Here is an 18,148-nt window from a genome sequence, read left to right on the forward strand (position 1 = left end):
GTTTTGGAAACCCCCTTGCCCTGCTATGTTGCCCCCTCGCCACGCTGCGCGACAAAACAGAAACCGTATAGAGGACAGACCTTTTGAAACGCAGAAACCTTTTTGCCGCTTCTCTGGCTGCCGGCGCATTGGCCGCCGGGCGCAAAAGCTGGGCCAGCGTGCCAGAGGCCGCACAGGCCATGGGCCGCACCGCGCCGCCCGGCACCGTGCCAGCCCTAACGCCCGCCCGCGTGCATGCAGACCAGATAATGGACATTAAGGTATGCCTGCGCCCCTTCCGCCCCGCTGGCCCCCGGCTGGAAATAGAGCCGGTGGCAGATAAAATTGTGGTGCACAATTATGGGCACGGCGGCAGCGGGTGGTCTCTTTCATGGGGGTCTGCCGCCATGGCGGTGGAACGCGCCGCCCCGCTGATGGAAAAACACGTGGCCGTTATTGGCTGCGGCATTATTGGCCTCACCACCGCCATAACCGCCCAGCGCGCGGGCATGAACGTGACTATTTATGCGCGGGACATGCTGCCGCATACGCGCTCTGTTCGGGCCAATGGCAGTTGGACACCGGATTCACGCATTGCGCTGATAACCGCCGCCACGCCAGATTTTGCCGCCACGTGGGAGCGCATGGCACGGTATTCCTGGCAAACCTACCGGGAATATCTGGGCCTGCCCGGCAACCCGGTGGACTTTAGAGACAACTACCTTCTCTCTGACACCCCGCCAGATGAGGCCGACCATACCGAACCCGCGCCCGACATTAGCAAAGGCTCCTATGCCTCTACCGGCGTACCGCAGAGCGAGGCCGAGTTTGCCAAATATGCAGACAGGATAAAGGATATTATTCCCGCAGCCGAGCTTCTGGCCGGGGCGGATAATCCCTTCCCCGTGGCGTATGCGCGGCGCAAGCCCATTATGATTTATAATTTTGGCGCGTTCGGCCACACCCTGCTTTCTGACTTCTATCAGGCAGGTGGGCGTATTGAGATACGCGAGTTCCACAGCCCATCCGAAGTGGCAGACCTGCCCGAACGTGTGGTGTTTAACTGCACCGGCTATGCAGCGCGGGATTTGTGGGGTGATAAATCTCTTATTCCCGTGCGCGGGCAAACTGCGTGGCTGCCGCCGCAACCCGCTGCCAATTATGGCGTGCGCTACAAGGGTGCTGCCATGCTTTCCAAATCCGATGGGCTGATGGTGCAGGGCGTCAACCTTTCTGGCCTAGGGGAGCTGGAAGGCGTGGGTAACAGTATGGAACAGCCCAACCGTGCGGAGGCCGAACAGGCCGTGGCCGTGTTTGAAGATCTGTTCTCCCGCTTTCGGCCCCGCAGAGGATAACGGCATGGCACAGCACCCCATTTTTGCAAAACAGGCCCAAAAGGCCAGAGGGTTTTGCACGGCCCTGTTAGCCGCAACCGGGCTGGTGGCCACGGCTCACGCCGCCCTTGCCGCCCCGCGCCACGCCCCTGCGGCACCGCCTGCCCCTGCTGCCCCAAGCTTTACCGCAGAGCAGGCAGACCACGGGGCGCAAATTTACGCAGGCACCTGCGCCATGTGCCACGGTGCGGCACTGGAAGGCGCGCATGATATGCCGCCCTTGCGCGGGCTGTTTGTGGCGCGCTGGGCCAATACATCGCTCAACAAGTTGTACGCTTACATCACCCACGCCATGCCGCTGATGGCGCCGGGCACCCTGCCCCCGCAGGACAACATAGATGTAATAGCGTTTCTGCTGCGTGAAAACGGCACGGAGCCGGGGCATACCCCCCTACCAGCGGATGAAAACCGCTTGGCCCAAATGGTATTTCCCGCACCCAATGCGTTGCCGCCTGTAAAAGCGGCGCAACCGGGCAAGGCCCCGCGCACACGGTAAAAAATAACCCCGCCCACTGGTTTACGGTGGGCGGGGTTTTTAAATGTGTCTGGCAGGTTGGCCTGTTTTACAAAAATTTTGGCTTACCACTTAAAGCCAATGCTGCCCTGGGCATTTCGGCGCTCTCCATAATAGCACCATTCCTGCCCGTAAGAGGCATAGGCCATGCAGTTACCAATATACTTTTTATCAAACAGGTTGCGCACGCTGGCCGCCACGCTCCACCCACGCAGTGAGGGAGAAAGGTTGGACAGATCATACCCGATGGAGCCATCAAACACTGTGTATTGCGGCACATGCACGCTGCCGTAGGAGGCCTGCCCCCCATAGCTTGGGGCGGAATAACGCAGGCCGCCACCAAAGCCAAAACCCTTCATCACACCTTTGGGCATGGTGTAATAGGCAAACAGAGAAGCATTGCCTTTGCCAGACTGCATAAGCGGCTTGCCGGTGGAATCATCCTTTACCTTCTGCACGCTCACGGCAGCGGTAATCATCAGGTTTTTATAGGGCTGGGCGTGGGCTTCAAATTCAAAACCATCTGAATGCACCTTGCCGCTTTGCGTATTGTAGCCCAGATTCCCCACTGCCACCAGCACGTTGGTTTGCTCGATATGGAAGCCCGCGGCCGTAAGCAGCACGGATGTGCCGGGGAACTGATACTTCACGCCGCCTTCAAGCTGTTTGCCCAAGGAGGGATCTGCCTGCCGGAAGCTCTGCCCCCCATTGTTAGACACAATGCCAGATTGCGGCTGGAAGGATGTGGAATAGCTGATGTAAGGCGCAAGCCCGAAATCAAAGTGATACAGGCCAGATGCACGCCATGTAATCTGGCGCGGGCTTTCATTGCTGCTGGAATGGCTTACAGATTCTATCTGGTGGGAACGGTACCAATCATTCCGCAAGCTGCCTGTAATAATCAGCTTTTTCCAGCGCAGCTCATCCTGCGCGTACATGCCAATCTGGTGTGAATCCGTGCGATAGTTCATATACGGGCTGCCCATGTCTGGCATGGTCATGTGGTAATCAGGATGCAGCACGTTCAGAGAGGGTGCGGAGGCATAATAGCCCGTTTCTGTAGCGCTCTGCTGCATGTAATCAAACCCGAACATCATGTCATGCGTCACAGGCCCGGTGCGCACATGGCCCTTGAACTGGCTATCAAATGCCAGATTATGCGTGTGCTCGTTGGTGCCAAAGGCAGAACGGCTGAGCATTGTGGGGTCTGAATCGTAATAGCCGTTATCATACACGCTGCGATAGATGGTTTTGACATCATCATACCGGCCGCGGGTGCTAAAGCTCCAGTCCTCATTAAACTTGTGGTTCAGGATATAGGTGATGCCACCCTGCCTGCGGTTGAACTTTTCAAAAGGCACGTCGCCATCATAAAAGTTGCGGGGCAGGTAACCGTATGAGGCACGTTTGAGGGAACCCACAAGTGGCACGCCGCCATAGGTGCCGTTTTCGGGATCATACTGATAATTGCCCAGCAGGGTAAGCGTGGTGGGGCCTTTTGCGCCAAAGGTAAAGGCGGGGCTTATGGAAAAACGGCGGCTACCCGTGCGGGCAAGCTGGCTGTGCTGGCCATTCACCGTGCCATATAGCCGATACTGCACGGAACCATCCTTGGTGGCATAACCGCCTACATCGGCATCCACACGGTACAGATCAAAACTGCCGCCTGTGGTGGTAATATCTCCGTAAAACTGTTTGTCTATCGGCAGTTTGCTGGAAAGAGCCACAAGCCCGCCGGGGCTGGATTGCCCATACAGGGCGGATGCCGGGCCTTTTAACACTTCCACCCTATCCAGGCGGGAGGTATCTGTTTGCGGTGTGGCGTAACCGGTGGGGCTATCCTGCACCTTCAGCCCATCCAGAAAGGTGGGCACGGTAAAGCCGCGCAGCATGAACTGATCATACCGCGTGCCTACGCCGCCCCCACGCAGATCGGACGTAATGCCCGCCGCGTAACGGATGGCCTGATTAAGGCTGAGCACACCGCGCACATCCATTTCATCGCGCGTAATCACTGTTACAGACTGCGCTGTTTCAATAAGCGGTGTGTTGGATTTGGTAGCGGAAGACGCCATGGTGGACGCCCTGCGCGCGCGCACCTCCACCCCTTCAACATGCACGGCGGATGTTGGTGCCTTGTTGGCGGCCTTGCCCTGTTTTGCTGCCGTTGCCCCAACCTGTTGAGACTGCCCGGATGTGGGTGTCCGGGTTGCTGCAAGAACCTTACCGCTTATGAAAAATGTAAGGGGAAGCGCACAAAAAATAACCTTGTTGCGGTGCATACCCGTTTTTACCCCGTGGTTCCTGCTGATCTGAGGCTTGGGCAGTTACCAACATTGAGAATCATTTGCAAGATTAAATGGCGGTCAGATTTCTGCGGTTTTCTGCCGTTATAAAGCGGTTTTGGGGGTGATTTTTAGGGCCATAAATGCGCAGGAAAAACCGTGTAAAACAGGCGCGTGCACAGCCTGTATCCGCCCCCAAAACAGGGCCTGATATTTTATAAACTATCTTTTAATATTCTGGGGCTTTGGCAAGACATGCTACCCGCAACACAGTGCCACACAAGGGCTGAAAAGCTGCTTTGGGGGGCGGGCTTTATTACTTGCAAAAGGGCACACGCAGCCCCTCCGCCATATGGGAAAAACACGGAAAGGCTGCTCTCTAAAATTTGCGCATGAGAACAGATTGCAGTTGCAACTGTGGCGTTAAGGAGACACCCCGCCATCCTTACCGGCCCAGCCATCTGCTGCATCCAACGCCGGAGCCAGCCCGCCAAGCGGGAAGTTGAGCGTAAGCACACCGGCATCACGCTTGGCCAACATCAGGTGGCCAATGCTGCCCCGGCGCAGGGCGTCCATCAGTTCCAGCGTAAAGGTGGCCTGCCCTACGCAGCCTTTATTATCGCAATATTGCCATTCCAGCGGTACGGGGGGTGCGTTATCCACCCCCAGAAAGGAATGTTTGTTCAGCGAAAGGCCAAGCGGCACCCGCACGATAATTCTGTAGGGGGCATCTGCAAGCCGCGCTGTGCTGTTGGGTGGCACGGCCCGCACAATTTGCATGCTGCCAATGGTGCTGACCACGTGGTGCTGAACATCGTTCACCTGAAAGTTCTGCTGCACGCCGCACAAAAACGGCCTGTTGGTAGCGCTGTTAAAATTGCACTGCCAGCCCCAGTGTTCGATCACCCCGCTTTTACGGTCTATTTGGGTAATACCTGCCTGCGCGGGGCCAACGGGGCCTTTATCATGCAGGGTATCTAGCAGCGTTGTATCTGCATCCGGCGCTTTGGTGGCGGCCTGTGCCGGGCCATGCAACAAAGCGGCCAGAGTTCCACAGGCGGCCAAAAGCCCCGCCCGCGCAAAATGCACTTTTAAAAAACGCTGCTGGGCCATGCCTGAAACTCCTGTTGTGTGACTGAGCGCAGCACATGCTGCATGGGGCTGCCCCTGCGCCGCTATGGCACGGGCAAGGCGGCGTTGCACCGCACGTAGGATTCCTTATCCCTAAAGATAAACAGTACGTAGTAATCCAGTGCGCGGCCGCGCCTGCGGGTGGTGTGGGTGTAAAACGGAAACACATCCTGCGGGGGGCCGTATTCTGGCGGCAGGGGGTCACTCTCCAACAATGTTTCCACCCTGAACAGCGGCACATAAATATGCACCGGGCCGGGGTTGCGCCGTACATGCCACAAATTGCGCCGAAACTTGCGCAGCCTGTCTGGCAAAATGAAGATCATGTTTTCTTCAATAAACCGCTCATCCGGCTGGGCGCGGCGCAGGTAGCGCGCATCATCCGGCATATCGCAAAAAAAGTTGTAACCCTGTATTTTCATGCTTCTCTATTCTGCATCTTCACGCTCTGTGCGCCATTCCTGCAAGGTTTTACCCTGATACTTCCAATAAAGTGGCCCACGGAACGCCACCTTTTGAGATCCCGCCCGTGCGGCCAATGTTTTGGCTGCATCGGAAAGGCTAACAACATTGCCCTCAAACACCACCTGCCTGTCATTATATACAGTGCAGGTTATGGAAGGGTCTCGCACCCATGTCAGCACCGCGCCAGGGCGAATATCCACCATACCAAAGTTAAACCGCTCTGCCCGGCGCTGTTCCCTGTTTAGGGCAGCCACATCGTTTTCATCTTGTGCACCGGCATCTTCTGAAAGATCCAGTTCCTCACCAGGTATCACATCCAGAATGGCGCGGGCACATTCGGGGTCCAGCCGAAAGAACTCACGGCTGGCATTAACTCTGTGGGGGTCAAACGCCTTGTGCAGCGCAGCTTCCACCTGCCGACAACTGGCTACGTGCTTGGCATAAAAACATTCAAACGGCACCGGCACGCCAGATTGATACAAGGAACGCATGCGGGCGGCCACATCCCGCGCAATGCCTATTTTTATCAAATCCGGCATAACCGGGTTTGTCAGCACATAAACATAACCGGCATCTGTGCCAATTTCGGCAGTTTCTTCGGGGTCATATCCGCTGGGCTGGGGCATGGGGCATCCTTTGGTAAGGTCTGCCCTTCTCCTCCCATACTGTGCATAGGCATGCAACCGGGGCACATGCACGGCTGCCCTTAGGCATTATGTGGCTTGCGGCTGCGGTTTGGAATGGGTGTTTTCTGCCTGTTGTGAAAGGCAGAGCGTGCGCTCAAGGGGCCAACACCCCAGTTTTGAGCGCACGGGCAACCAAAGGCTGGAATAGAGTACTGTATAAAAAACCCTGCCCCAAAATATGGAGCAGGGTGATGCCATCAGGCCCGCAGGGCGGTTTCTTCCGGCTCTACATTGCTGACAATATAAGGACCTGCTTCCAGAATCTGGAGCGCGAGCAGCGCTACCATTCCCGGTTCTCTGTCGCCCAGAGGCAGGCAGGCATTCCCCACTGTCCAGCGCATGGGGTAAAATTCCACATTGTTCCACCCTGCCAGATCTTCATCATGCAGATAGGATGTGAGGGTGCGCGTTGTGTTGCCGTGGCAAATGCTGGCATTCCCCACCAGAACGCCCAGAGTGCGGCGGTCATCTACAAATGGCCCTATCGCCTCATTCCGGCGGCTGGTGTTGGAGTGGATATAAACCGTTTCAATACCAGCGGGGATCATGAACAGCGTGTGGTTTTTTTCCGTCCGCAGTGGGCGGATCACACGGCCATTGCCTGCTGTCAGATACAGGTTGCTTTCATGTGTCACAACCGGTGCTTCTGTGCGCAGCGGCAGGCCCATGCCTTGTGCACGTGCGCAAAACTGCTGGAACAATGGCTCCACAAAAGCGCGGGAGACATTCAGGGGCGCTGCGGCATCATCCCATGTCAGATTACGGGAGCGGGGCATGGCCACCACATCACCATTCTGGCGGAAGCTGCGCCGGTTGCCGGTATCCAGATAGCTTTCCGTAAGAACACCATCTGCGGTGATGATGGCGTGATCTTCGGTTTCAACGTGGTAATAATCGTAAGACGTGAAGGACTGATCGTAAAAGATGGACTGACCGTTTACGAGCATACGTGCCGGCACAAAGCAGCCGTTCAGATACAGGCAGTGCTCTGGGGTAATCAGCATATCCTTGAAAGGCACGCCCTCTGCCAGCGCATCCTTTACAATGCGCACCGGGTACCCTGCCATATCAAGCGGCAGAAAGGGCGCGGCAACGCTGGTTGATTTGCCAACCCATGTTACGGTTTTCTGCTCTGTCTTGCCGTTTACAAGCACATCAATCCGGTCACCCACCGCCAGATCTTCAACCTTGCGGGTTGCGCCATTTACCGAGATTTCTGTGCCTGCAAGGAAGCACGGAACAAAATCGCGATTTTGGAACGTAACTGATGAGCTTGTTCCATCGGTTCCATTGATTTGCCAATGATTCGTGGAGCTGTTGCCCATTGAATAATTTGTATACGTATAGTTTGATATATTAACAGATGCATCTGTTAATAGAAAATACCCACCTGCCGTATCACCCAATATGATTTGCTCGGAACCTTTTGCGCCCCAAGTATAGTTATATGTATAGGTTGTGCCATTAATTGTAAAACTGGTTTTGCTATTGAATGTTACTTCAACACTATTTTGAATGTTAGATACGTTTCCCTTTGAGTCTACGATCGCAAAGTTAAGGATGTAGTCTCCTGATGAAGGGATAGTGGATGCTGTAGCCATAACCATAAACTCTTGTAGGAATTGTTTAGAAAAATTTGTTGTTAGGTATATCTTATCTTGTTTTCATGTCAAATGATTCCCAACGCGAACAAATGCTCCAGCGCCCCCTATAAAGGCCCAGAACCGCCCCGGTTGTGGCATACATGCCCCTTAACAGTTCTGGCATTATGCGGCACAGATACAGGCACGCATTTTCCACCGCCCGGCGTGCCTGTGCTGCCAAGGGGCAACTGAAGTAGAAGGACACCCGGCCATGCGCTTTTCCGCCCCTTTTTTCCGCCCCGGCCTTTTTGCGCTGTGCGCTGCGGGTGCGGCGCTGGCTGGCTGTGCAGAACCCCGCACCCCCACCACGCCAGAGGGTAAGGAAACCCCGGTGGCCACCACCGGCCCCAAAGGGGTGTATGAAGCCCGCGGGAACGAACCCTTTTGGAACATGACATTGGCTGATGGTGCGCTTTCTGTTGAAACACCGGATGGCCCGCGCATGGCCCGCGTGATCCGCCACGCCTATTCTGAAAACGGCACCCGGTATTATGAGGCATCGGACGTAAAAGCCGCCCTCACCGCATCTGCCTGCACAGACAGCATGACCGGGCAGGTGTTTACAGATACGGTCACCCTTACCTCCGCCACCAAAACCCTGCACGGGTGCGGCGGTGTGCTGGTGCCCCCCAACAGCCTGAACGATACGCGCTGGGTAGTCACCGCCATGGATGGGCGCAGGCTGCGCGGCGGCAATTTTGTGCCCGATACGGATGACAGCGCCACGGATGAAAACCCCAACCCGGCGGCAGACATGTTTGCCCCCACGCTGGACATTAACGATACAGGCAAGATTTCCGGCTCGGATGGCTGCAACCGCTATGTGGGCGGGCTGGTGTTTGGGCCAAAGGGCAGCGTAACGCCCATGCCCGCAGGCGGCATTAGCACGCTAATGGCCTGCCCCGGCAAACAGAACGACATTGCAAACACCTTCCGCTCACTGCTGAACAGCGTAACCGGCTGGACAACAGATGGCACACACCTTGTGCTGCAAACCTCCGGCGGCAAAACCATCCGCCTGCGGCAGGTGTTTTAACCTTTTCGCACAATAGTTTCAGGATGTGTCAGGCCTTTTGCCCCTCACGCGAGCGTGAGAGGCAGCGGGCCTGACACACCCTATCGCACGCCCCATATTGGCAGCATGTGGCGCAAATACGTGCCCCTGCCCGCGTAATGGCGCCGGAACCTCTGCCAAAGCGGGCCGTTATAGGCATATCGCACAGATATCTTTGTTATGTTTGAAAGGGCGCTTTCGTATGATTTCAGCCAGCAAAAAAGTGTTTCGCAAGGTGGCTTTGGGAGTCACGCTTGCGGTTACGGTGGCTCCGGCGGCTGTGAGCGCGCTGGTTTCTACCGCCCATGCTGAACGCAGCGAACGCTTTGGCGGTGATTTTACAACCGAGCATAGCGCCACATCTCACCCCACCGGCAAGGTGGATGCGGTGTTTTTCCCTTCCACGCATGAGCTGCGCTATACCATTACGTGGGATGGGCTGAGCGGCCCGGTGACGGTGGCGCATTTTCATGGTCCGGCAGATCCGGGGCAGGAAGCAGACCATATGATCACCCTGAAAGGCCCGTTTAAAAGCCCGTTTTCTGGCACCGCCATTTTAACTGCCGAGCAGGAAAAAGCCCTGCATGATGGCAAGATGTACCTTAACCTGCACACCGCCGCCTACCCCAAGGGTGAAGCCCGTGCACAGCTAACATCTCCCTACAATGGTGAAACAGACCACGCAGACCCCAACCACACCTAAGCCCAGCACCCGCGCATAAAAAACGGCCCCGCCGCCTTGCCCCGTATCCGGGGTGTTGGCAGCGGGGCCGCTTTGCGTTTCAGGCCCCCATAGCGGGCATAAAACGCAGCGTATTACAGGTGCTGTGCGCCTTCTGGCTGGGCTTCACCACCCTGCGGGGCAGCATTAGGCTGCTGCTGGTTGGGCTGCATGGTGCCCGGTGTGGTGGAATGTTCCACATCATACGCCGTGGCTTTCTGCTGATAGGTGCCCTTTGAGCCGGGGTGTTCCTTATCATACAGCGCGGCCTTGGCGCGGGCTTCCTTACGGTATTCATGACGGCGATACATGCCCGCAGCACACCCGGCCGCCGCACCCAACACACCATGATGGTTGGCCATATGGCCACCCACGGCACCGGCTGCGCCGTACTTCAGGCAGCCGCCCGGTTCGCTGGCGTTTGCGGCGGTGCCAATGGTGGCGGCCATAATGGTTGCAAGGCCCAGGGTTACAATCTTACGCATTCTTTTATCCGTCTTTTCTAGCGCCTGCCGGTTTGGGGCAGGCATCTGCCAAACTTCTATAGCAAATAGATATGGCAGTAGCTTTGTTCAACACCACCACACTAACCTGCAAACAGTGGCGGAATGTGGGCCAAGGCAGAATATAGCGGTGTGGGCTATGCGGGCGGCCCATAGGCATTGGGGCCTTGCGTGCCTTTGGCGCATAAAAGGTAAATCCAATAACCCACGCCTATATATGGAACAAACCACAAAACAGAAAACCAGCCGTTTCGGCCCATGTCATGATGCCGCCTGATCAAAGCGGACGTAATGGCAAACATGAGAAACACATATACAAGTAAAAGTGCGGCATAAAACACAAACACGCTGGTTACGGCATTAATGGAAGAGCCTCCATAATTATCAAGCACATGCACCGCATATAAATGTGCAATATATGTAAGTATAAATATCAGCAGCAGCCATGCGCTCCACCTCCGAAAATCGGAAACAGACAGGCGGCCTGTGTACTTAAAACTTTGTTTAAACTGTTCTATCAAAACAGACATACATCCCCCATTCCGCAAGGCCCGCAACGCAAAAGCCCGCCAGCATTGCTGCCAGCGGGCCTGCCTGTGTGTTGGGCTGTGGTTGGCGCGTATTTACCGCACCGCCCCTGCCTGTGATGCAGCCTGACGGGCAAATTCGGCCTGTGCTGCGGCTTCCCGCGCTTCGGCCTTTTGGGCCACTTCATCCTGAATAGCCTGCTGCGAGGGCAGCGGCGTATAGGGCACCGGCTTGGGTGCTGGCGCAGGTGTGGGGGCCATAACAGCCGGTGGCGGCGCAGAAACAACCTGCGGCGCGGGCGCAGAAGGTGTAGCCACATGCGGCGTGGCAGCCACGGCACGCGGGGCCACATAAGCCGGGGCTGATACAGCCGGGCGTGGTGCCGCCACATGCGCAACAGGGGCAGAAACCGCACGCGCAGGCGCGGAAACCCTGTGTGTAGCAGCCACACCCGCCGGAACAGCCGCAGCAGCGGCCACTGGTGCGCGGATAGGCGGCGGGGGTTCAGACGGCCATCTGGGTTTTTCATCCGAGGCACGCTGGTTATCTATGCCCGGTGCGGCATCACCATTGCGGGCGGCCTTTAGCAGGTCTGGCCCCATAAGGGCTGTGCGGGAGCACACGGCCTCGCGCTGGTCTCGGTTCAGGGTGCGGGTATCAAACATCTGGTCCGGGCCAAGGCGCAGCATGCCAATGCCACCCCATGCGTAATCGGACGAAGCCCGGACATCTGGCAGTTCCGCCAGCTCGCGCCCCAGTTTTTTAACCGTGGTGTCTGTTATCAGCTTGTTGTGGTAGCAAAAATACATCAGCCCGCCCACATTGGCCGCATTTGTGCCCAATACGGTGGGTATGCCATCGTAATCCAAAATGCCGGGGGCGGCTGTGGCGGCTGTCATGGGGGCTGGGCCGGGGCGCATTTTCATAATTTGCAGCCCGTAATGAGGGTTCTTCTCCGCCGCATAAGCCGCCGGGGGCGCGGCCAACAGGGCAGTGCAGGCCCCCAACGCCAGAAAAACAGGACGGAATCCCAACATCTACTTTGTTCCTTGCTTTGGTCTGGCCGCAGAATACGGAAAAACCCCACCTGCCAGCAAGGCCCGCCGCACGGGCCATGCCGCATAAACTTGCGCATAGATGCATGATATCCACACCCACGGCCACCCCCATTTCTGTGCAGATACAGGCTTACGCCCCTGTGAATGGCCCTTAGCCCCCGCAGCGGGCACAAAGGCAGCGGGTGGATTTTACGTAAGGGCGCTGTATGCTGAAGGGTGAATATGGCTGAGCTTTCTCCCTCCTCCTCCGTGCGGGTTTCTGCGCGGCGCATTTTGGTGCTGGACCTTCTGGCCGGGTATGTAGATGCGCTGGGCTTTGTGTATCTGGGCGGGCTGTTTGCCTCTGCCATGACAGGCAACACCACCCATCTGGCCGCTGCCCTTGTTGGCGGCATTTGGCCGCATGCGTTGATGTTGCTGGGCATTTTAGGCACGTTTTTTGTGGTGGCCATGCTGGCCACTCTGGCACGCTTGCGCTGGCAGGCGGCCATTGGCATAGCCTGTGTGGGCGTGCTGCTGGGGGCCACGCAAATGGCCATGCTTACGCCGTGGCACCGCACGCTGGCCCTTGTGCTGCTGCCCGCCCTTATGGCCGTGCAGGGGGAAACGATAGCCCGCTTTTCTGGCAGTGCTATCCAGACCATTGTGATCACCAGCAATCTGCTCAAATGTGCCTCGGCACTGGCTACATCGTTGGCGGCGCGCTGGCCGGGCAGCACTGTTAAACCCCCGCCACCGGGGGCGGCTTTGTTGCCGGGGCTTTCTTGGTTGGGGTTTGCGGCTGGGGCACTGTGTGGCACCCTAGCCATGGCGTGGCATGTGCCGCTGCCTTTTATCTGGCCCCTGCCGCTATTGGTTTTGCTGTATTTGGATATTGCCCGCGCCGAAGCCCATAACGCGCCACCCTGAACGCCACCCCACCCTTTTACGAACAAGAGTAATGACTGTTCTGCCCTGCCCCTCCCTGCCTTCTTCCGCCTCTGTTGCTTCCCTGTTTTATCGTGCACGCGGGCTTGCCGCGCTGGTGCTGCTGCCCACGCTGGCAGGCTGCGGATATATAGATAGCCGCACCGCCCATAAGGGCCAGTTGGCCGTGATTGGCATGACAAATGAGGACTTACAGGCCTGCGCGGGTATTCCCGACAAAACGCAGAAGATAGATGAGCACACCACGGTTTATCAGTACGTGCGCTCGGTCAACATGCCTTCCACCAACGATTCCTCGCTGTTTCCGCTCCAGACATTTGTGAACATGACACAAACCACCTTTGGCGGTGCGGGCAAAACCTGCGTAGCCAGCCTGCGGATGGTGGATGGCCGTGTGTATGACCTGCATTACAGCGGCGATAATGACCGTATGATTGGCACGGATGGCGCGTGCTCTACGGTTGTAAAAGGCTGCATCCGCTCCCCCGTGGCCTCCACCAACCGGTTCCATGACAGGTTGATTGGGTTTGGTCCGGTTTCGGCTTTTCATGAACCCAGCATAGAAGCCCAAAGGCGTGCGCTGCATTCGGTTTATGAACAGCCAGCCCCGCAGCGCATTCTCAACTCACAGCCGGATTCTGCTGGCACGCCATCTTCCGCCGCAACGCCTGCGGTGCAGGCCACACCGGCAGCGCAAACGCTTACAGGCCCGCAGAGCGTAGCCGCCGCTTGGGCGACCAAGGCGCAGGAAACAACCCCTGCCACAACGGCTGCCCCAAACAGCAACGCCCAGCACTAAGGCCGGGCGTTTAAAACCATACGGGTGGCGGGAATATACCCCGCGCCCGATATGTTATGGGGGCTTCAGGCCTTGCCGCGTGCGCCTTCCTGCAACTGGGCTTCCAGCTTGCGCAGGCGTTCACCCAGAGCTTTTGCGTGTTCTGGCCGGTCCTTCAGCGCAATATCGTATTCCCGCTTTACCTGCTCCATTTCACGGCTGATATCCGTGGCGGATGGCAGATGGTGGGTGTGGTTTTCTGTTTTTTCAGACATAAAATTTCTTTCCCTATTTGCGTAAAGCCTACCTTAAACATTGGGGCCACCACAGCCATCCACAACCCGCACAAAAGCAGACCAGCATTACCCGCCACAACGCCATGCCCAGATAGCGGTTGACCACGCGGGGCAAAAGAGTAAGTGTGACGCTGTTTTGATTTGGCATGATTCCGGTGGAATCTGCGGGGCTTGAGATGCATGGATATGGCACCGGCCCGGCAACCCTTTTACCGCCGGAACACTATATAAGGGGTTTTTGGGATGGGCATGTTTCTGTGCATTGCGCTGCTGGGCCTGGATCTGATGTTGTACTTCCTGGGCATGAACGTTGCAGCTATGAGCTCTGCTGTTATCGCCTTTATTGTTCCGGTTATTGTGATGTGCAGCTACAGCCTGACCCACATTGAAAAAGACCCGAACGCGTCTTCTTCTCACCACTAATGTGGGCTGGCGGGTTTTGACCTGCCATGTTGTAAAAAAGCCGCCGCAGCCTTATTGGCCCGGCGGTTTTTTTGTGCCCACATGCGTATAAAGCGCGGCCTTACTGCGCTGTGCGGGCCAGTTGCGCGTGGGTAAAGGCACAGGCCCCGTTATGATAGGGCGCGCAGTTCTGTTCCTCGCTGCTGACCACGCCATGCGGCCCCATGCGGAAGGTGATGCGGCAGGATTGGCCGTTATATTCGGGGTCTGTTGTTACCACCCATGTGTTGCCGTGGCGGGTGGCTGCGCCCTCGGCCGAGCCTGCGCAGGTATCCCCTACAACAGCAACCTCGGCAAAGGTTTCATCTCCCGTTTGCACCAGTTTAAGGGTGCCTTGGCCACCGGCCATGCTGCCGGTGTATATTTGGGCGGACGTAGCGGGCGGCGTATCCTGCGCCAAAGCAGGTGTGGCGGCTATGGTGGCGCAAAACAGGCCCAATGTGCGAAAAAGATGTGGCATGGCGGTTGCTCCGTTTTTAACAAACCGGGCCAACGCCAGCCGCCGCACGTTAATTTAATGATACATCAGCGCACGAAACAGGCTGACCAGCCCCGGCTGTAGCACATACTGGATAATCAGCAGCACCACCATTGGGCTAAAGTCCATGCCGCCCGGCATTGGCAGCATACGCCGCACGGGGGCCAGCACGGGTTCTGTTATCCGTTCCAGAAACACGCCTATTTTCCAGACAATCTGGTTGCGGCTATCCAGAATGCCAAAGGCATACAGGTTTACAAAAATACAGGCTGCCAGAAGCACCCAGCTATACAGTTCCAGAAGCCGCATCAGCAGCATGAAAACGAAAAACACGAACGCCAAATCCTGCTTTGCTGAAAAACCGGGCACACCCTTATGGCATGCCCGCATATCTGCCATTGGGCGCCTACAATACAGCTTGACAGCAAATTGGTAAGCCCTATACACCCAAAAATCTATGGAACAGGCGGGGCTGTAGCTCAGATGGGAGAGCGCCTCGTTCGCAATGAGGAGGTCAGGGGTTCGATTCCCCTCAGCTCCACCACCCTCCTGTTCAACCCCTTGTTTTTATTGGGGTTTTTGGTGGAAAGTGAAAACTTTCTTCACAAAGTTTTCACACCCCCCCCTCTTTTTTCATACCTTTTTTAGACCGTTCTGGGCTCATGCTTCCCAGCTTTTTCCATGCAGATTCAGTCAGCAGTTTCTGATTAGCTTCTCTAGTGTAACGCTCCACTTCTGAGAGCGTGTTATGGCCGGTAATGGCCTGAATTTCTGATGGCGTGCAGGCCCCATGCGAATAACATCGCTCCGCCGCTGGCCGGTGTAGAGAAACCGCGCTAACGTCAGGCGTGCGCGTGATCCGATAGGCCAGAAGTTCTCAAATATCCGAATGTCCTCTTCCGACCAGATGGGGAATGGGTTTTTCCGGTATTTCAGCATCTTGATATCCTTAACCGGATTATCCTGCCGCCAGCCGTGTTCAAATGCGTACTGAAACATCTGGCGCAGCACATTACGCAGAGCATTCGCCTGGGCGGGTGTATCGCTCGCTCATGCTTTCCAGTATTGCCAGAATATGGCGTGGCTGTAGCTTTATGGCCGTGCCATTCCAGAAAGCTCTCTATTAGCCTGTTGTAGGTTTTCTGTGATGCCGCAGTCAGCCCCTTAAACTGGCTGGAAGCCCTCCACGCAATGGCAAGCGCCTTCATGCTGAGTGGGATTGTTCTGGATGCGCCAACCTGTTCCCGCTCAGTCGTCAAGGCTTTCTGATAGGCCGCCCTGAATGGTTTTGAACCCGGATAGAAAAGGTAATTAGAGCGCATCCAGTGTGAAAAATTTACTTCCACGTTAAGGAAATAATTCTCACATTAATTATTTGCATATTTGACATCATTTTTTAACGGCACTCTATTTTGATCACTATTACTTACCTGCGGAACTACGTCTGCATTACGACTTTCAGCAATCGAACTATTTTCAAGCTTATCTATAAATAATGATATATTATTTTGGAAAGCGCGATTAGCTGATTCTCTAGCCCTAATAGCCCCTAGCCATGAGAAACCCATGGGCACTTTTCCTTTCGAGGCGATATTTTCTGAAAATAAAGAATTACCACTATCTCGATCAACAATGTTGTATCGGCACTCCATGTCCGTTTCCATCGTTGCACCAAATGTAGGAGTGTCCATCTTCATAATTGTTGCCTGAAGATTAACGTGTGTCTGTGCATTATCCCTAAATATTGCTGCTTTATCTATGGCTTCAGTTAATGCCTCTTTGAAGGCCGGCAATGTAAGATGCGTGCCTGAATCGATGGATCCAGTTTTTTCATCAGGATGCGCAATGCCTACTGTAATAGATTTCAAATCCTCTTTAATAATGTTTTTTGAAATCTGAATATTTTTGGCAGAAAAATTAAATGGCGGCAAACTACTACAGCCAGATAAAATAAAAGATAAAATTAATGCACCCGAAATTTTCGAAAAATATCTCATAACTACTCAACACCTCATTTACATTCTTTTCTAAAATAATAATTATTTTAAAAAAGATCAATTTTAACATATTTTATTTATTTTAAGAGATTCCTATATTCCTTTTTTTAGGCACACCCCTCCGCTTTTGATTATAATTTATTTGCCGACCAACTCTTTTTGGTTGATTTATGTAAAATAAATCTCACGGATTTTTTGCATGCCTTTCATACAAAAAACACATTACTACCTGCGCAATTATCGCTGCTTGATTTTATTTATCGGTTTGGCTTCATCCAATACACAGCTATCCCTAAAAAGGGTAATAGGACTTTCTGAACCAGAAAGAAAACACTACTCCTCTCAAGTCGCATTTACGCGTCCTCGCTAAACATCTTTCAGAAGCACCACAAGCTCTTCTAAGGTCAACCAAGGGCGTTGAGCATGGATCATACGATGACAATTCGCACATAATAACGCCAAGTCACCTAGCTTCGTAATTGTAGTTTCCGTCAAGTCGGCAAGAGGCTTCATGTGGTGGCATTCTATAAAACCTTCCCCACGTACGCCGTATTTTTCACCAAAATCGAAGCCGCAGGCTTCACAAGCTAAACGTCCTTTTCGGCGAAGGACATCGTTCTTTTTGGTCTGGATAATCTTATGAGAGCGCTCCCGCAAGTGATGCATACGGGTAAGAAGTCCTCCTTCTGATGCCTCTACTTCACCAGGCTCTAATAGCTCTCTATCCGCCGTTTTTACGCCTAAATTAAAGCCTGCATCTATCGCACATCGAATAGCATGTGCAGTTCCGGTAAGACGCTCAAAATCTCCGGCAAAACTGTCCCATACTTCACGCTCTATTCGATTTCCTGCCTTTAAGCCCGCTTTGGCTGCGTATAGAGGATCATGCGCACGGAGGTTCATTAGCTTCATTTTCACTCCGTTCTCATTCCGAAGTGTCGATCCTTCATGACCCTGAGCATGCCAGAACCGATTCAACATTTCGCTTAAGGCTCTCACTCTTGAATCGCCTTCTCGCGGCCAGGCTCCCTTTAGTTGTTTATATAGCTCAAGCGCCAGAATGATTTCATCACGTGTCCAAGGCGGATTACGTCTAGTGGTTTCTGATGCCATACCTTCAGTGAAGCCTTTTTCTTATTCAGGAATAAAATACACAAAAACAATATGCTGTTGCGCAATCCGCTTGAACATCTAACCTGAAAAGCGCTTGAAAACAGGCTCTATCTTTACGGATAGGGCCTGTTTGATA

Annotated in this window: 21 protein-coding genes and 1 tRNA gene; 8 read left to right on the top strand and 14 right to left on the bottom strand. The window is 54.8% G+C overall.

What is annotated here, in order from left to right; all coding sequences use genetic code 11:
• Positions 1 to 83 precede the first annotated feature (83 nt).
• Together FCN51_RS16860 and FCN51_RS16865 are read left to right on the top strand one after the other, a co-directional pair.
• On the top strand, positions 84 to 1,334 hold the full coding sequence (locus tag FCN51_RS16860; RefSeq protein ID WP_003626232.1) for an FAD-dependent oxidoreductase: 1,251 nt from the start codon (positions 84 to 86) through the stop codon (positions 1,332 to 1,334).
• A gap of 4 nt (positions 1,335 to 1,338) precedes the next feature.
• Positions 1,339 to 1,869 (top strand): c-type cytochrome, encoded by a 531-nt coding sequence (locus FCN51_RS16865; RefSeq protein ID WP_003628923.1) that lies wholly within the window; start codon positions 1,339 to 1,341, stop codon positions 1,867 to 1,869.
• A gap of 83 nt (positions 1,870 to 1,952) precedes the next feature.
• Here FCN51_RS16865 and FCN51_RS16870 read toward each other — a convergent pair whose 3' ends face one another.
• The 5 genes from FCN51_RS16870 to FCN51_RS16890 form a co-directional block, all read right to left on the bottom strand.
• Positions 1,953 to 4,169 carry a TonB-dependent siderophore receptor gene (locus FCN51_RS16870; protein ID WP_160256418.1) on the bottom strand — a complete coding sequence of 739 codons (2,217 nt, stop codon included), beginning with the start codon at positions 4,167 to 4,169 and terminating at the stop codon, positions 1,953 to 1,955.
• A 426-nt stretch (positions 4,170 to 4,595) separates the two neighbouring features.
• The gene (locus tag FCN51_RS16875; RefSeq protein ID WP_160256419.1) at positions 4,596 to 5,285 is read right to left on the bottom strand and encodes an invasion associated locus B family protein; all 690 of its coding nucleotides are present in this window, start codon (positions 5,283 to 5,285) and stop codon (positions 4,596 to 4,598) included.
• 62 nt (positions 5,286 to 5,347) lie between these two features.
• On the bottom strand, positions 5,348 to 5,725 hold the full coding sequence (locus tag FCN51_RS16880) for a hypothetical protein (protein WP_003626226.1): 378 nt from the start codon (positions 5,723 to 5,725) through the stop codon (positions 5,348 to 5,350).
• Positions 5,726 to 5,731: 6 nt separating this feature from the next.
• Positions 5,732 to 6,394 (bottom strand): GIY-YIG nuclease family protein, encoded by a 663-nt coding sequence (locus FCN51_RS16885; protein WP_003626225.1) that lies wholly within the window; start codon positions 6,392 to 6,394, stop codon positions 5,732 to 5,734.
• 257 nt (positions 6,395 to 6,651) lie between these two features.
• A complete protein-coding gene (locus FCN51_RS16890) occupies positions 6,652 to 8,061 on the bottom strand; it encodes a Hint domain-containing protein (protein ID WP_160256420.1) in 1,410 nt (469 codons plus the stop codon).
• A gap of 247 nt (positions 8,062 to 8,308) precedes the next feature.
• Here FCN51_RS16890 and FCN51_RS16895 point away from each other — a divergent pair, with 247 nt between their 5' ends.
• Positions 8,309 to 9,133, top strand: a complete 825-nt coding sequence (locus FCN51_RS16895; protein ID WP_160256421.1) for an META domain-containing protein — start codon at positions 8,309 to 8,311, stop codon at positions 9,131 to 9,133.
• A 220-nt stretch (positions 9,134 to 9,353) separates the two neighbouring features.
• A complete protein-coding gene (locus tag FCN51_RS16900) occupies positions 9,354 to 9,854 on the top strand; it encodes a CHRD domain-containing protein (protein WP_003626217.1) in 501 nt (166 codons plus the stop codon).
• A 113-nt stretch (positions 9,855 to 9,967) separates the two neighbouring features.
• Here the strand turns inward: FCN51_RS16900 and FCN51_RS16905 are convergent, their stop codons facing one another.
• The 3 genes from FCN51_RS16905 to FCN51_RS16915 all read right to left on the bottom strand — a co-directional run bounded on the left by FCN51_RS16905 (position 9,968) and on the right by FCN51_RS16915 (position 11,940).
• On the bottom strand, positions 9,968 to 10,402 hold the full coding sequence (locus tag FCN51_RS16905; RefSeq protein ID WP_124295048.1) for a hypothetical protein: 435 nt from the start codon (positions 10,400 to 10,402) through the stop codon (positions 9,968 to 9,970).
• A 110-nt stretch (positions 10,403 to 10,512) separates the two neighbouring features.
• Entirely contained in the window at positions 10,513 to 10,905 is a 393-nt protein-coding gene (locus tag FCN51_RS16910) for a DUF805 domain-containing protein (RefSeq protein ID WP_160256422.1), read from the bottom strand.
• Positions 10,906 to 10,998: 93 nt separating this feature from the next.
• Positions 10,999 to 11,940: a hypothetical protein gene (locus tag FCN51_RS16915; RefSeq protein WP_003626210.1), complete on the bottom strand. Its 942-nt coding sequence runs from the start codon at positions 11,938 to 11,940 to the stop codon at positions 10,999 to 11,001.
• A gap of 243 nt (positions 11,941 to 12,183) precedes the next feature.
• Between FCN51_RS16915 and FCN51_RS16920 the strand changes: the two genes are divergently transcribed.
• Positions 12,184 to 12,870: a YoaK family protein gene (locus FCN51_RS16920; protein WP_160256423.1), complete on the top strand. Its 687-nt coding sequence runs from the start codon at positions 12,184 to 12,186 to the stop codon at positions 12,868 to 12,870.
• 31 nt (positions 12,871 to 12,901) lie between these two features.
• Positions 12,902 to 13,687, top strand: coding sequence for a hypothetical protein (locus FCN51_RS16925; RefSeq protein WP_003626202.1), 786 nt, complete (start codon positions 12,902 to 12,904; stop codon positions 13,685 to 13,687).
• Between the two features lie 65 nt (positions 13,688 to 13,752).
• Here the strand turns inward: FCN51_RS16925 and FCN51_RS16930 are convergent, their stop codons facing one another.
• Entirely contained in the window at positions 13,753 to 13,941 is a 189-nt protein-coding gene (locus tag FCN51_RS16930) for a hypothetical protein (RefSeq protein WP_003626200.1), read from the bottom strand.
• 264 nt (positions 13,942 to 14,205) lie between these two features.
• Between FCN51_RS16930 and FCN51_RS16935 the strand changes: the two genes are divergently transcribed.
• On the top strand, positions 14,206 to 14,385 hold the full coding sequence (locus tag FCN51_RS16935) for a hypothetical protein (protein ID WP_003626196.1): 180 nt from the start codon (positions 14,206 to 14,208) through the stop codon (positions 14,383 to 14,385).
• A 100-nt stretch (positions 14,386 to 14,485) separates the two neighbouring features.
• On the opposite strand, the gene FCN51_RS16940 is transcribed toward FCN51_RS16935, so the two are convergent.
• Together FCN51_RS16940 and FCN51_RS16945 are read right to left on the bottom strand one after the other, a co-directional pair.
• A complete protein-coding gene (locus FCN51_RS16940; RefSeq protein WP_003626192.1) occupies positions 14,486 to 14,932 on the bottom strand; it encodes a hypothetical protein in 447 nt (148 codons plus the stop codon).
• Positions 14,933 to 14,938: 6 nt separating this feature from the next.
• Complete coding sequence (locus FCN51_RS16945) at positions 14,939 to 15,301, bottom strand: YggT family protein (protein WP_003628894.1); 363 nt, start codon at positions 15,299 to 15,301, stop codon at positions 14,939 to 14,941.
• A gap of 69 nt (positions 15,302 to 15,370) precedes the next feature.
• Here FCN51_RS16945 and FCN51_RS16950 point away from each other — a divergent pair.
• Positions 15,371 to 15,446 (top strand) — tRNA-Ala (locus tag FCN51_RS16950).
• A gap of 149 nt (positions 15,447 to 15,595) precedes the next feature.
• On the opposite strand, the gene FCN51_RS16955 is transcribed toward FCN51_RS16950, so the two are convergent.
• The 3 genes from FCN51_RS16955 to FCN51_RS16965 all read right to left on the bottom strand — a co-directional run bounded on the left by FCN51_RS16955 (position 15,596) and on the right by FCN51_RS16965 (position 18,012).
• Complete coding sequence (locus tag FCN51_RS16955; RefSeq protein WP_160256424.1) at positions 15,596 to 15,901, bottom strand: hypothetical protein; 306 nt, start codon at positions 15,899 to 15,901, stop codon at positions 15,596 to 15,598.
• A 368-nt stretch (positions 15,902 to 16,269) separates the two neighbouring features.
• Positions 16,270 to 16,899 (bottom strand): hypothetical protein, encoded by a 630-nt coding sequence (locus tag FCN51_RS16960; protein WP_012812495.1) that lies wholly within the window; start codon positions 16,897 to 16,899, stop codon positions 16,270 to 16,272.
• 366 nt (positions 16,900 to 17,265) lie between these two features.
• Positions 17,266 to 18,012: an HNH endonuclease gene (locus FCN51_RS16965; protein WP_160256425.1), complete on the bottom strand. Its 747-nt coding sequence runs from the start codon at positions 18,010 to 18,012 to the stop codon at positions 17,266 to 17,268.
• Positions 18,013 to 18,148: the final 136 nt, after the last annotated feature.

Source organism: Acetobacter pasteurianus (assembly GCF_009914215.2).
Lineage (GTDB): Bacteria > Pseudomonadota > Alphaproteobacteria > Acetobacterales > Acetobacteraceae > Acetobacter > Acetobacter pasteurianus.